General features: G+C 62.1%; 13 protein-coding genes and 1 pseudogene. 2 read left to right on the top strand and 12 right to left on the bottom strand.

What is annotated here, in order from left to right; all coding sequences use genetic code 11:
* A partial coding sequence (locus VIM98_RS19265) for a Smr/MutS family protein (RefSeq protein WP_331994719.1) occupies nt 1-360 on the top strand: 360 nt, incomplete at its 5' end.
* Between the two features lie 205 nt (nt 361-565).
* Here the strand turns inward: VIM98_RS19265 and truD are convergent.
* The 12 genes and pseudogenes from truD to cyoA all read right to left on the bottom strand — a co-directional run bounded on the left by truD (nt 566) and on the right by cyoA (nt 12,698).
* Nucleotides 566-1,550 (bottom strand): annotated as a pseudogene (truD, locus tag VIM98_RS19260) (tRNA pseudouridine(13) synthase TruD).
* 28 nt (nt 1,551-1,578) lie between these two features.
* Nucleotides 1,579-3,006 (bottom strand): magnesium transporter, encoded by a 1,428-nt coding sequence (gene mgtE / locus VIM98_RS19255; protein WP_331994718.1) that lies wholly within the window; start codon nt 3,004-3,006, stop codon nt 1,579-1,581.
* Complete coding sequence (ispF, locus tag VIM98_RS19250; RefSeq protein ID WP_331994723.1) at nt 3,003-3,476, bottom strand: 2-C-methyl-D-erythritol 2,4-cyclodiphosphate synthase; 474 nt, start codon at nt 3,474-3,476, stop codon at nt 3,003-3,005. The genes mgtE and ispF overlap by 4 nt, the downstream gene beginning before the upstream one ends.
* Nucleotides 3,476-4,186: a 2-C-methyl-D-erythritol 4-phosphate cytidylyltransferase gene (gene ispD, locus VIM98_RS19245; RefSeq protein WP_331994722.1), complete on the bottom strand. Its 711-nt coding sequence runs from the start codon at nt 4,184-4,186 to the stop codon at nt 3,476-3,478. Before ispD ends, ispF begins: the two co-directional genes overlap by 1 nt.
* Nucleotides 4,187-4,188: 2 nt before the next feature.
* A complete protein-coding gene (ftsB, locus tag VIM98_RS19240) occupies nt 4,189-4,515 on the bottom strand; it encodes a cell division protein FtsB (RefSeq protein ID WP_331994717.1) in 327 nt (108 codons plus the stop codon).
* A 14-nt stretch (nt 4,516-4,529) separates the two neighbouring features.
* Nucleotides 4,530-5,828 carry a phosphopyruvate hydratase gene (gene eno, locus VIM98_RS19235; protein ID WP_331994716.1) on the bottom strand — a complete coding sequence of 433 codons (1,299 nt, stop codon included), beginning with the start codon at nt 5,826-5,828 and terminating at the stop codon, nt 4,530-4,532.
* A gap of 166 nt (nt 5,829-5,994) precedes the next feature.
* Entirely contained in the window at nt 5,995-6,837 is an 843-nt protein-coding gene (gene kdsA / locus VIM98_RS19230) for a 3-deoxy-8-phosphooctulonate synthase (protein WP_331994715.1), read from the bottom strand.
* Nucleotides 6,834-8,507, bottom strand: coding sequence for a CTP synthase (locus VIM98_RS19225; RefSeq protein ID WP_331994714.1), 1,674 nt, complete (start codon nt 8,505-8,507; stop codon nt 6,834-6,836). The genes kdsA and VIM98_RS19225 overlap by 4 nt, the downstream gene beginning before the upstream one ends.
* Nucleotides 8,508-8,828: 321 nt before the next feature.
* Nucleotides 8,829-9,206 carry a cytochrome o ubiquinol oxidase subunit IV gene (gene cyoD / locus VIM98_RS19220; RefSeq protein ID WP_331994713.1) on the bottom strand — a complete coding sequence of 126 codons (378 nt, stop codon included), beginning with the start codon at nt 9,204-9,206 and terminating at the stop codon, nt 8,829-8,831.
* Complete coding sequence (cyoC, locus tag VIM98_RS19215) at nt 9,206-9,823, bottom strand: cytochrome o ubiquinol oxidase subunit III (RefSeq protein WP_331994712.1); 618 nt, start codon at nt 9,821-9,823, stop codon at nt 9,206-9,208. The genes cyoD and cyoC overlap by 1 nt, the downstream gene beginning before the upstream one ends.
* Before the next feature lie 3 nt (nt 9,824-9,826).
* A complete protein-coding gene (cyoB, locus tag VIM98_RS19210) occupies nt 9,827-11,803 on the bottom strand; it encodes a cytochrome o ubiquinol oxidase subunit I (protein ID WP_331994721.1) in 1,977 nt (658 codons plus the stop codon).
* A 16-nt stretch (nt 11,804-11,819) separates the two neighbouring features.
* Nucleotides 11,820-12,698 (bottom strand): ubiquinol oxidase subunit II, encoded by an 879-nt coding sequence (gene cyoA / locus VIM98_RS19205; RefSeq protein ID WP_331994720.1) that lies wholly within the window; start codon nt 12,696-12,698, stop codon nt 11,820-11,822.
* 386 nt (nt 12,699-13,084) lie between these two features.
* Between cyoA and VIM98_RS19200 the strand changes: the two genes are divergently transcribed.
* On the top strand, nt 13,085-13,513 hold a 429-nt coding region (locus VIM98_RS19200; protein WP_331994711.1), incomplete at its 3' end, for an aminopeptidase P family N-terminal domain-containing protein.

Here is a 13,513-nt window from a genome sequence, read left to right as displayed (position 1 = left end):
GACCCCGGCCTGATCGAGGTGGGCGAGGAGCTCAGTTATCTGCGCGACGGATACCCGCCAAAACTGCTCAGGCAGCTCAAGCGCGGGCAATACAGTGTCCAGGACGAAATCGATCTGCACCATATGAACGCCGCTGCCGCGCAGCAAACCATTGTCGAATTCCTCGCCGAGGCGCGGCACAACGGATTGCGCTGTGTGCGGATCGTGCATGGGAAGGGGTTACGATCGAAGGCTGCCGGACCGGTATTGAAGGTGCTTACGGACCGGATGTTGCGGCGACGGGACGATGTGGTGGCGTTTGCGTCCGCGCGGCCGGCGCAGGGGGGGACGGGTGCGGTTGTTGTGCTGCTGAAGGGGTAGTTTTGGGGCGGCATCCTTCGCGACATTGGGCCCGCGGCGACTCCATGGGTCGGAGTCGCGTAGCCTCTCCTGCTCGTCGTCCCGGCGAAGGCTGGGACCCATGTCTCAGCTCACCGGAACGAACGGGGCTGGACTCCCGGCGTGCGCCGGGACGATGCGAAGAAACCGAAGGCGGCGCTCCGCTCAGTCGCTCCTGCGGGCAAGCTTAGGGTGTGGGCGATGCTTCTTTTGTCTGCGCCAGTTCGCGCACGATGACCGTTGCATATGCGCCGGCAGGTAGTTCGAAGGAGAGTTCCAGCACGTCATCCGCTAGCCAGCGCCACTGCAGATGCTTCGGCATCAGGCGCAGGGGACGGCGCTCCTGCTCCATGCGCGCCCCGGCCAAACCGGTCGCCAGGTCTTGGTTCGCCGTGGCAATCTCGCGCTCCAATGCACCGGCCTCGTCCTGCGCGGGTGTTTCACCATCGCCCCACAGCGGTCCTGACGGATGGATGTCGCCACGCGCCAGGCGATCGGCCAGCACCTCATCGAAGGGCTCCGGGCCAAACCACGAACGTGAGCCGGCCAATGACCATATTTCACCGTCGAGCGGCCGGTCCCATGCGCCACGCTCGATGCGAGCGGCGAGCACATGGTTGAAGATTTCCGAACGAGCCGCGGACAACAGGAAAGCGCGTTTGTCGCGATCGACGCGGCGACCGGCAAACATCGCGCGGGCCTGAGCTACGTTGCCACCCTCGCGACCGAAACGCTGCTCGCCGAAATAGTTCGGGACGCCACGACTGGCGATTTGCTGGAGCACCGCATCCGCAGCGGCGCGATCGCCCTCGATCTCTCGCAAGGTCAGCACGAAACGATTGCCACGCAAGGCTCCACGCTTGAGCTTGCGCCGATGCCGCGTTACGGACAGTACTTTGGCCTCCGCCGACGGAAAACATCTGCCGCGTCACCGCATGGCGATCTTTCAGGCCCGCATAGCCGACATTCAACGGCGCCACGCCGGCATAGCGAGCCAGCTCACGTGCGATCCAATCGGTGTTCGCCCCGCGCTTCTCCACCCACAACAGGGCATGCTCGCCCTCGCCGTCCGCTTCGTAGCCGAGGATCTCCTCGACCACGAAGTCTTCAGGCGATACGCGCAAGCGCGCGGAAAGCGGAGGTGTACCGTAAGCGGTAGGCAGATCGGACATGTTTTGCTCGAAAGGTGAAAGCGGCCGCTCAGGTCAGGAAGACCGTTGCCAAACCAAGGAAAATGAAGAAACCGCCGCTATCGGTCATCGCCGTGATCATCACGCTCGATCCCACTGCCGGATCGCGGCCGAAACGCTCCATCAATATTGGAATGCCGACGCCACAAAAAGCGGCAAGCAGCAAATTGAGTGTCATCGCGGCGGTCATCACGATGCCTAGCGCGATATTGGCATAGAGCAACCAGGCGATCACGCCGATCGCGCCACCCCAGATCAGACCGTTGACCAAGGCCACAAGCAGCTCTTTGCGCCACAGACGCTTGGCGCTATCCGTGGTGATCTGGTCCAGCGCCAGCGCGCGCACGATCATGGTGATGGTCTGGTTGCCGGAATTACCGCCGATGCCGGCAACGATCGGCATCAAGGTGGCGAGCGCAACTAACTGCTGGATCGACGACTCGAACAATCCGATCACGCGCGAGGCGACAAAGGCCGTGACCAGGTTGATCGCCAGCCATGCCCAACGATTGCGCAAGGATGCCCACACCGAGGCAAAGATATCTTCGCCTTCGCGCAGGCCACCGCGGCTCAGGGCCTCGCTTTCGCTTTCCTCACGGATCAGGTCGAGCATCGCATCGACAGTGATGCGACCGATCAGGCGGCCGGACGCATCGACTACCGGCGCGGTCACCAGGTCATAGCGCTCGAACGCCTGCGCGACATGATAGGCATCGTCGTCCGGTGCGAATGTATTGACGTCCGGCGCCATCACTTCGCTGACCATCTTGTCGGGCGAATTGACCAGCAGCCAGTGCAGCGGCAGCACGCCGGTGAGCACGTTTTCGTGATTGATCACGAAGAGCTTGTCGGTCTGCGCGGGCAGTTCGTCGAAGCGGCGCAGGTAGCGCAGTACCGTCTCGAGACTGACATCCTCGCGGATCGTCACCATCTCGAAATCCATCAGTGCGCCCAACTGGTCGGGCTCGTAGGACAGTGCCGATTGCACGCGCTCGCGCTGCTGCGCGTCGAGGCTGGCCATCAGCTCGGGCAGGACTTCCTCGGGCAGATCCTCGACCAGATCGGCCAACTCGTCCGCATCCAGCGGCTCGACCGCGGCGAGGATTTCGCCTTGGTCCATATCGGCGATCAGCGATTCGCGCACCGCATCGGAGACTTCGAGCAGGATCTCGCCATCGCGGTCGGATTTGACCCGGTGCCAGACAGCAAGCCGATCTTCCGGCGGCAACGATTCGAGAATGTAGGCGACATCCGCCGGATGCAGCGCGTCGAGCAAATCGCGCAACTGACCGAGAATATCTTCAACGGCCGCCGAATCGGCGGTGGTCGCTTCATTCAGCGTCTCACCGACAGCGGCATGGTAACGACGCAACAGTTCGCCAACCGCGGCCATTTGCGCATGCAGGCGAATGCCGGCGCTGGCTTGCGCTTCGTTCACTGCCGCACCAGCAGTACACACGCCTGCGCTGCGATCCCTTCGCCGCGCCCTGTGAAGCCCAGCTTTTCAGCCGTAGTGGCCTTGACGCTGATATCGTCGACGGCGCAACCGATCGTCACGGCCAGCGCTTCGCGCATGGCCTGAGCATGTGGCCCGACCTTGGGGGCTTCGCAAATCACGGTGATGTCGGCATTGCCCAGGGCATAACCGCGCTCATGCATCAGCTGCACGGCATGGCGCAGGAAGGCGCTGCTGTCGGCACCGCGCCAACGTTCGTCGGAAGGCGGAAAGTGCTTGCCGATATCGCCAAGCGCCAGCGCGCCGAAAATCGCATCGCACAACGCATGGATGACCACATCGCCATCGGAATGCGCGATCACGCCATGGCTATGCGGCACGCACACGCCGCCCAACATGACGAAATCGCCTGCACCGAATGCGTGAACGTCGAAGCCTTGGCCAATGCGCATCATGCAAGGGCGTCCTTTGAGTGAATTCGATCCAGCAAGAACTCCGCGAGCGCAAAATCCGTCGCGGTCGTTACCTTGATATTGTCCTCGGCGCCCTCGACCAGCAATGGCGCGAACCCCATGCGTTCCATCGCCATCGCTTCGTCGCTGACTGTTACACCCGCCGCGGCTGCGGCCCGCAAAGCCGCGACAAGCTGCTCTCGGCGGAACATCTGCGGCGTGAAAGCGCGCCAACGGCGGTCGCGCGGTTCGGTCGCCTGGCTGCACTGCCGCTCGTCGGCACGCTTGAGCGTGTCGCGCAGCGGCGCACCGAGCAAGCCCCCATCCATCGCACCCGCACGCTCGATCAGATTAGCGATATCGGCGGCGCGAACGCAGGGCCGTGCCGCATCGTGTACCAGTACGAAATCCTCATCGCCGACGTCGTCCGGCAAGGCATGCAGGCCGGCAAGCACCGAATCGCAGCGCTCAGCCCCGCCGACTGCGATCAGTACGGGCTTCGCCGTGGGTACCGCGAGGGTCGGCCAGATATCATCCCCTTCGGCAACTACCACCATCAGGCCGGCAATCGATGGATGAGCAGCGAGGCGCTCCAATGTGTGCTCGATCAGCGGCCGCCCAGCCACGGGCAGATATTGCTTGGGCAGCGGACCGCCGACCCGCGTGCCGCGCCCTGCTGCCGGCACGACGCACCATAACCGTGCAGCCATGCTCATTGCCCGCTGCTGGAAGTGGCTGGAGCCGGGGAGGAGCTACCCGCCGCCGGCTTTTCCACCACCTGGTAGAACACCTCGCCAGGCTTGATCAGGCCCAGTTCGCTGCGCGCGCGCGCTTCGACCGCCTGTTCGCCGTTCTTCAGGTCTTTGACGTCCGCGCCCAAGGCTTCGTTGCGCTGGATCAGCCGATCGTTCTCATCGTGCTGCTTCTGCACGGCGACGCGCAAAGCGTCCACTTCGTGCATGCCGCCATGACGGCCCCACAGCTTCAGCTGGAGGCCGATCAGGAGCAGCAGCAGAATGAGCGCAACCCAGCGCAACATGGTCTTTCCGCCGCTCAGCCCGGCAGATGCGCCAGGTTCGGGAACGCGTCGCGGCCGGCATAACGCGCTGCCGCACCAAGTTGCTCTTCGATGCGCAGCAGCTGGTTGTACTTGGCGACACGATCGGTGCGGCACAGCGAACCGGTCTTGATCTGGGTCGCGGTGGTCGCCACGGCGATGTCCGAAATCGTGGTGTCTTCGGTTTCGCCCGAACGATGCGAAACGATTGCCGCGTACTTGGCCGCCTCAGCCATGGCGATGGCCTCGAGCGTCTCGGACAAGGTGCCGATCTGATTGACCTTGATCAAGATCGCATTGGCAATCTGCTTATCGATGCCTTCGCGGAAGATCTTTGGATTGGTGACGAACAAATCGTCGCCGACCAGCTGCACGCTCTTGCCGATCTTGTCGGTAAGCAGCTTCCAGCCGTCCCAATCGCCTTCGGCCATACCGTCCTCGATCGTGACGATGGGATACTGCTTCGCCCAGCTGGCGAGCACATCGACGAATTCGGCCGGGGTATAGGCCTTGCCTTCGCCTTCCAGATCGTACTTGCCGTTCTTGAAGAACTCGGAACTGGCCACGTCCAGGCCAAGCAGGATCTCGCTGCCGATCTTGAAGCCGGTCTTGTTGACTGCTTCAAGGATGGTATCCAGGGCCTCGACGTTCGAGCGCAGGTTAGGCGCGAAGCCGCCTTCGTCACCGACCGCCGTGTTCAGGCCCTTGCCCTTGAGCACGCTCTTGAGCGCATGGAAGATCTCGGTGCCGGCGCGCAGCGCTTCGGCGAATGTCGGCAACCCGACCGGCAGCACCATGAATTCCTGCACGTCGACGTTGTTGTCGGCATGCGCACCACCGTTGATGATATTCATCATCGGCACCGGCAGGCTGCCCGGCTTGCCTTGGGATAGATACTTCCACAGCGCCTCGCCGCGCGAAGCGGCGACCGCGTGTGCCGCGGCCATCGACACGCCCAGCAGAGCATTGGCGCCCAGGCGGCCCTTGTTCGGCGTTCCATCCAATGCGATCAGCTTGGCGTCCAGACCCTTCTGATCGGCTGCGTCGAAACCCTTCAGCGCATCGGCAATCGCACCATTGACGTTGCCGACGGCGTTCCTCACGCCCTTGCCCAGGTAACGCGACTTATCGCCGTCGCGCAGCTCCACCGCTTCGCGCGAGCCGGTGGAAGCACCGCTAGGCACGGCAGCACGACCGAAGCCGCCGCCAACCAGGGTGACTTCCGCTTCGAGGGTGGGATTGCCGCGGGAATCGAGAATTTCGCGGGCGTGGATGCGGGCAATATCGGTGCTCATGGAACTCCCAAGTCGTGCCAGTTTTGAAGAAAGATAGAAGCGATGCGAATGACCGCATCGGTCTTAAAAAAGACGCAGCGCCTCCCCTTGTGCGCTGCGTGCCTTACCGTCCCGATCTCCGGTCAGCTATCTAGCCTACCGCGAAACCGTTCTTGCCAGTCGCCGCTCAGGAAGCAGCGTAGGCGCTTTCCAGAAAGCCATGCTTCTTGGTCACGGCATCGAGATCGAGCAACGTTTCCAACAGCGCTTCCATCTTGTCCAGCGGCCATGCATTCGGACCGTCGCTCAGAGCCTTGGCAGGATCCGGATGCGTTTCGGCAAACAAGCCAGCGATACCCACGGCGACCGCGGCACGCGCCAGCACCGGCACGAATTCACGCTGCCCGCCCGAACTGGTGCCCTGCCCGCCCGGCAGCTGCACCGAGTGGGTGGCGTCGAACACTACCGGACAACCGGTATCGCGCATCACGCTGAGCGAACGCATATCCGAAACCAGGTTGTTGTAGCCGAAGCTGGCACCGCGCTCGCACACCATGATGTCGTCATTGCCGACGGCCTTGGCCTTCTCCACGACGTTCTTCATTTCCCACGGCGAGAGGAATTGACCTTTCTTGATGTTGACCGGCTTGCCGGCCCGCGCCACGTTCTGGATGAAATCCGTCTGTCGGCAGAGGAAGGCCGGCGTCTGCAATACGTCTACCACGGCCGCCACTTCGTTCATGGGCGTGTATTCGTGCACGTCAGTGAGTACCGGCACGCCGATCTGACGCTTGACCTCGCCCAGGATACGCAGGCCTTCTTCCATGCCCGGGCCGCGAAAGCTATTGCCTGAGGAACGATTGGCCTTGTCGAAACTGGACTTGAAAATAAACGGTACGCCGAGGCGGCCGGTGATCTCCTTGAGCTTACCGGCTACGTCCAGTTGCAGTTGTTCCGACTCGACGACACAAGGGCCGGCAATCAGGAACAACCGTTGATCCAGACCGACATCGAAACCACAAAGCTTCATGCAACCGACTCCTTCTTCGCCAGCACCTGGCCTTCGCGTACCGTCTTGAACTCGCGTGCGGCCCGCACAAAGCCGATAAACAGGGGGTGGCCATCGCGCGGCGTGGAAGTGAACTCGGGGTGCGCCTGGCAGCCCAGGAACCACGGGTGCTTCTGTTGCGGCAGCTCCACGATCTCGACCAGCAGATCGTCCATCGACTTGCCCGAAATGACCAGACCTAGGTCCTCGAAAGACTGGCGGTAGCGGTTGTTGAACTCGTAGCGATGGCGATGACGTTCGCGCACCACTTCCTGACCATACAGTTCGCGCGCCAGCGTACCGGCCTTCAGGCGGCACTCCTGTGCACCCAGGCGCATGGTGCCGCCCAGATCCGAACGTTCGGTACGCTGCTCCACCTCACCGGTGGCCGTGGTCCATTCGGTAATCAGTGCGATGACCGGATGGGGATTGTTGCGGTCGTTCTCGCTGGAATCGGCGCCGGCCAGGCCAGCCACGCTACGGGCAAAATCGACCACCGCGGCATGCATGCCATAGCAGATGCCGAAGTACGGTACGCCGTGCTCCCGCGCATAACGAGCGGCAAGTACCTTGCCTTCGAAACCGCGCTTGCCGAAACCGCCAGGTACGAGGATCGCGTCCGCCTTGCCCAACACCTTGGCTGCGCCATCGGCTTCGATCTGCTCGGAGTCGATCCATTCCAGATTGACCCGGGTCTGCTGCTTGATGCCGCCATGACGCAGCGCCTCGCCCAGGGATTTATAGGCATCCTTGTGCTCGACGTATTTGCCGACGATGGCGACCGTGATCTCGTCCTTCGGGTGCTCGACCGCATCGACCGTGCGCTGCCAGCCGGAAAGATCGGCCGGGCCAGCGTCCAGCCCAAGGCGCTTGACCACAATGTCGTCCAGGCCCTGCTTATGCAGCCACAACGGCTGCTTGTAGATGATGTCCACGTCTGCGGCGCTGATGACCGCCTGTTCGGGCACGTTGGTGAACAGGGCGATCTTGCGGCGCTCGCCATCCGGCAGCGGCTGCTCGCAACGGCACAGCAGCACGTCCGGCTGGATACCGATGGAGCGCAGCTCCTTGACCGAGTGCTGGGTGGGCTTGGTCTTGATCTCGCCGGCGGCCTTGATATACGGCACCAGGGTGAGGTGCATGAACAGGCACTTTTCCGGGCCGTGCTCGATGCGCAGCTGACGAATCGCCTCCAGGAACGGCAATGACTCGATATCGCCGACCGTGCCGCCGATCTCGACCAGGGCGACGTCGAAGCCACGCGTGGCTTCGTGGATGCAATGCTTGATCTCGTCGGTGATATGCGGGATCACCTGCACGGTGGCGCCCACGTAGTCGCCCCGGCGCTCCTTGCGGATCACCGATTCGTAGATCTTGCCGGTGGTGATGGAGTTCTTGCCAGTCAGGCGGGTATGGACGAAGCGCTCATAATGGCCCAGGTCCAGGTCGGTCTCGGCGCCGTCGTCGGTGACATAGACCTCGCCGTGCTGAAAGGGGCTCATGGTGCCCGGATCCACATTGATGTAGGGATCGAGCTTCATCATGGTGACCGAGAGACCGCGCGCTTCCAGAATGGACGCAAGCGACGCCGCTGCGATGCCCTTACCTAAGGAGGACACCACACCGCCGGTGACGAAAATCAGGGGGGTCATGGGAAGCAGCCGTGCTGGAAATCGGTATTTTAGAGGAAGTCGGGGCAGGCTGCGAGATGGGGAATGGGGTCGATTCAGGGTCGAGGGGCTGCTGAGGGGCACTCAGGACCGGCTTCACCGGCGGCTGCCCTTGCGAAACCTCTGCTATCCGTTTTCCCGGCGGATGTCATCCCCCACTTTTGCCATGCCAGAGGGAAAGGCACTGGGTTCCGGCATTCGCCGGGGCGACGGAGCATGGAGCCGCATTTGAAGCTGTCTACATGCCGGGCGCAAAAAAAAGGGAGCCCGGAGGCTCCCTGGCAAGTCCAACAACTGAAAGCTTCAGTCCCCTGTCGTCGAGGGCATGCTCATCGGCATGGGATGCATCATGTTTTCGTTCATGTTGTGCAGCACCCACAAGGAACCGCCGACCACGATCGCAATGATCAAGCCGGTGAACAGGAAAATGGCCAGGTTGGCGCGCTGGCCGGGGGCCGTGCCCAGGTGCAGGAAGTAGAAGAGCTGCACGATCAGCTGCACCACCGCCAGCACTGCAATGGTCGGCAGGATGGCACTATGCGGCAGCTTGCCGGTCATCACCGCGCCGAACGATGCCAGCGTCAACACCAGGGAAAGGATGAAACCGACGGTATAGCCCTTCCACGTGCCATGCGAAGCGGCATGGGCATGACCGTGGGAGGAATGAGTCGCACTCGACATCACAGCACCCCGCGCAGGTAGACAAAGGTAAACACGCAGATCCAGACCAGATCCAGGAAGTGCCAGAACAGGCTCAGACAGCTCAGGCGGCGCTGCACCACGTTGTCCAGGCCGAACTTGTGGATCTGGTGCAGCATGGTCAACAGCCAGACCAGTCCGGCGGTAACGTGCAGACCGTGAGTACCGACCAGGCCGAAATACGCCGAGAGGAAGGCGCTGCGGCTCGGGCCTGCACCTTCATGGATCAGCTTGGCGAATTCGTACACTTCCATGCCGATGAAGCCCGCACCGAACAGGAAGGTCAGCGCCAGCCAGATCTGCACTGCCGATTTGCGGCCAGCGTGCATGCTCAGCATGGCGCCGCCGAAAGTGAAGCTGGAAATCAGCAGCAGCATGGTTTCGCCGAGCACGAACGGCAGCTCGAACAATTCCCTGCCGCTCGGTCCGCCGGCCGTGTTGGCCGACAGCACGCTGAAGGTAGCGAACAGCACCGAGAAGATCAGGCAGTCGCTCATCAGGTAGATCCAGAACCCCAGCGTGGTCTTGGATCCGTCGTCGTGGTGCGCGTGATCGTGATGACCGCCGTGCGCGCCGATATGGGTAATGGTTGTACTCATGGCTTACGCAGCCTCCTTCAGCGCCGCATAGCGTTCGTTCTCGATTCGGGCCACCTCGGCGGCGGGCACCCAGTAATCCACATCGCGGTCATAGGTGCGGGCGATGAAACAACCGACCATACCGATGAGACCCAGGCCCGCAAGCCACCAGATGTGCCAAACCAACGCGAAGCACAGGACTAGGCCGGCTACCGAGATGTAGACGCCGGCACCGGTATTGCGCGGCATGTGGATGTCTTCGTAGCGCGCCGGACGCTTGTAGGCCACGCGACGCTCCTTGTCTTCCCAGTGCTGATCGAGCTCCTCGACCTTGGGCAGGATGGCGAAGTTGTAGAACGGCGGCGGCGAGCTGGTCGCCCATTCCAGCGTGCGGCCATCCCACGGATCGCCGGAGAGATCCAGGTTCTGCTTGCGCTGGCGAATGCTGACAGCGAACTGCACCAGTAGCGCGGCGATGCCCAGACCGATAACCGCGGCGCCGATCGCGGCAACCACCAGATACGGGTGCCAATCGGGATTGGCATAGTGATTCATGCGACGGGTCATGCCCTTGAAGCCGAGCACGTACAGCGGCATGAAGGCCAGGTAGAAGCCGACCAACCAGCACCAGAACGACACCTTGCCCCAGAACTCATTGAGCTTGAAGCCGAACGCCTTGGGGAACCAGAAGTGGATCGCGGCCAGGCAGCCGAACACCACGCCGCCGATAATCACGTTATGGAAATGCGCGATCAGGAACAGGCTGTTGTGCAGCACGAAGTCCGCGGCCGGCACGGCCAGCAGCACGCCAGTCATGCCACCGATGGTGAAGGTAATCATGAAGCCGATCGTCCACAGCACCGGCGCGGTGAAGCGCACGCGGCCGTGATACATGGTGAACAGCCAGTTAAACAGCTTCACGCCGGTCGGCACCGAAATGATCATCGTCATAATGCCGAAGAAAGCGTTGACGTTGGCCCCCGATCCCATGGTGAAGAAGTGGTGCAGCCAGACCAGGAAGGACATCACGCCGATGCAGCAGGTGGCGTAGACCATCGATTTATAGCCGAACAGCGGTTTGCCCGAATAAGTAGCGATGATTTCCGAGAACGCACCGAAGCACGGCAGGATCAGGATGTACACCTCCGGATGGCCCCACACCCAGATCAGGTTCACGTACATCATGGCGTTACCGCCAAGCTCGTTCGTAAAGAAGTGCATGTCCAGGTAGCGGTCGGCGGTCAGCAACGCCAGCGTCGCGGTCAGCACCGGGAAGGCCGCCACGATCAGGATATTGGCCACCAGCGCCGTCCAGGTGAACACCGGCATCTGCATCAGCTTCATGCCCGGCGTACGCATGCGCAGGATGGTCACGATGAAGTTGATGCCGGTCAGCGTGGTACCCAGACCGGATATCTGCAGGGACCATATGTAGTAGTCCACGCCGACCGTCGGGCTGTAGCCGATGCCGGACAGCGGCGGATAAGCCAGCCAGCCGGTGGCAGCGAAGTCGCCGACGAACATCGACATCATCACCAGGATCGCGCCAGCCACCGCCAGCCAGAAGCTCAGCGAATTCAGGAACGGATAGGCCACGTCGCGCGCGCCGATCTGAAGCGGCACGACAATGTTCATCAGGCCTACGATCAACGGCATCGCCACGAAGAAGATCATGATCACACCGTGAGCGGTGAAGATCTGGTCGTAGTGGTGGGGCGGCAGGTAGCCGGCGCCGTCGTTATTGGCGATGGCCTGCTGCATGCGCATCATGATCGCATCGGCAAAACCGCGCAGAAGCATGATCAAGGCCAGAATGATGTACATCACGCCGATGCGCTTGTGATCGACCGACGTGAACCACTCTTTCCAGAGATAGCCCCACTTGCCGGCGTAGGTGACGGCCCCGACGAGCGCCAAGCCACCCAGCACAACCACGGCGAGCGTGCCCATGATGATCGGCTCGTGCATCGGCACGGCATCGAGCGAGAGTTTTCCGAGAATCTGACTCAACATGAGGTCACTCCACGACCTTGGTTTCTGCGTGATGCATCGGCATGTCCATCGCCATCGGCTGATCGCTATGGTTCGTGTGCATGTACTTGTTGACGATCGAGCCGAAGAGACCCGGCGTCACGGTCGAGTAGTAAGCCACCGGGAGCTTGGTGCTCGGCTGGGCAAGGCTGGCGTAGCTGGCGGCATCCAGTGCCCGCGGCGAGGCCTTGGCTTGCTTGATCCAGTTGTCGAAGCCCTCCTGCGTGCTGGCAATGACGTCGAAGCGCATATCCGAGAAGCCGGCGCCGCTGTAATTGGCGGAAAGGCCGCTATACACCCCGGGGTGGTTGGCGATCAGGTGGACCTTGGTCTCCATACCGGCCATCGAGTAGATCTGGCTGCCCAATTGGGGGATGAAGAACGAGTTCATCACCGTGTCGGAGGTAATGCGGAAATTGACAGGCGTATTGACCGGAACGGCAATCTGGTTGACCGAGGCCACGCCGTACTCGGGGTAGATGAACAGCCATTTCCAGTCCATCGAAACCACCTCGATGGTCACTGGCTTGACGTCCGACTCCAGCGGCTTGTAAGGATCGAGCGAATGCGAAGTACGCCAGGTAATCGCGGCCAGGATGGCGACGATGATGCAAGGCACTGTCCACACCACCACCTCGATGGCGGTCGAGTGAGCCCACTTCGGCTTGTACGTCGCCTTTTTGTTGGAGGCGCGAAAACGGTAGGCGAACAGCAAGGTCATCACGATCACCGGGATCACGACGATCAGCATCAGCCCCAACGCGGTAAGGATCAGCGTGCGCTCCTGCATGCCGACGTCGCCCTTGGGCGACAGAAGTTCGCTACTACAACCTGTAAGCAGCACGATAGCGCCAACGCAAAGCATGCGCTGGGCAAAGGCGAGGGAATTTTTAATCACGGTCAACCTTGACGATCTTTTGGATACGCCATTGGGGATACGGCGCGGTGCGCATTTTATGCGAGGCGATGTTTCATCATCACTGCTACGGGACAACATGCCGCGCCTTGCGCGCGCACCCTCGAATCGTGTAGCAACGAGCTTTTATTCGCCGCCGTGCACGAGGGCGCACGAACGCACGACAGCACAGCAAGCAAGACAAACCGCGACACGAATGGGTTTGCGCGTATGCGAGGCCGCTCGCTCAAGAACGAACTTACGGGCATGCCGCCGAATGCGGCACGTTTGCGCACGCCGACCGAGCACTCCAGCTGCGTCACTACGCCGCAGGCCCACACTGCTACCATGCCGCCATGAACTCGCCGATTCCCGATCGCCTTGCCGCTCTACGCCAGGTCATGCAGGCCCATGAGGTCACGGCCTGCCTGGTCCCCAGCGCCGATCCCCACTTGTCCGAATACCTGCCCGTGCATTGGCAGGCTCGCGCCTGGGTTTCGGGCTTCACCGGTTCGGCCGGGACCTTGATAGTCACCGCCGACCACGCGGGGCTCTGGACCGACGGGCGCTATTTCGAACAAGCGCAGCGGGAACTCGAAGGCACCGGCGTGTCGCTGATGAAACAAAAGCAGGCCCATGCCCCCGAGCACCTGACCTGGCTCGAACAGCAGCTCCACCAGGGCGCGGTACTGGCTGTCGCCGGCGACAGCATGGCCGCCTCCGGCGCGCGCAGCCTCGCACGACGCCTGGAGGCCAATGGCGCACGCTTGCGCACGGACCTGGAC

This window comes from Dyella sp. (genome assembly GCF_036568765.1).
Classification (GTDB): Bacteria; Pseudomonadota; Gammaproteobacteria; order Xanthomonadales; family Rhodanobacteraceae; genus GSA-30.
The sequence above is the reverse complement of the archived record's forward strand: the minus strand, read 5'-3'. Positions and strand labels throughout refer to the sequence as shown.

Bases quoted from the DNA above. Each gene is read 5' to 3' on its own strand.
- ispF (WP_331994723.1), bottom strand. From the start codon at position 3,476: ATGCGCATTGGCCAAGGCTTCGACGTTCACGCATTCGGTGCAGGCGAT.
- ispD (WP_331994722.1), bottom strand. From the start codon at position 4,186: ATGGCTGCACGGTTATGGTGCGTCGTGCCGGCAGCAGGGCGCGGCACG.
- ftsB (WP_331994717.1), bottom strand. From the start codon at position 4,515: ATGTTGCGCTGGGTTGCGCTCATTCTGCTGCTGCTCCTGATCGGCCTC.
- eno (WP_331994716.1), bottom strand. From the start codon at position 5,828: ATGAGCACCGATATTGCCCGCATCCACGCCCGCGAAATTCTCGATTCC.
- kdsA (WP_331994715.1), bottom strand. From the start codon at position 6,837: ATGAAGCTTTGTGGTTTCGATGTCGGTCTGGATCAACGGTTGTTCCTG.
- VIM98_RS19225 (WP_331994714.1), bottom strand. From the start codon at position 8,507: ATGACCCCCCTGATTTTCGTCACCGGCGGTGTGGTGTCCTCCTTAGGT.
- cyoD (WP_331994713.1), bottom strand. From the start codon at position 9,206: ATGTCGAGTGCGACTCATTCCTCCCACGGTCATGCCCATGCCGCTTCG.
- cyoC (WP_331994712.1), bottom strand. From the start codon at position 9,823: ATGAGTACAACCATTACCCATATCGGCGCGCACGGCGGTCATCACGAT.
- cyoA (WP_331994720.1), bottom strand. From the start codon at position 12,698: ATGCTTTGCGTTGGCGCTATCGTGCTGCTTACAGGTTGTAGTAGCGAA.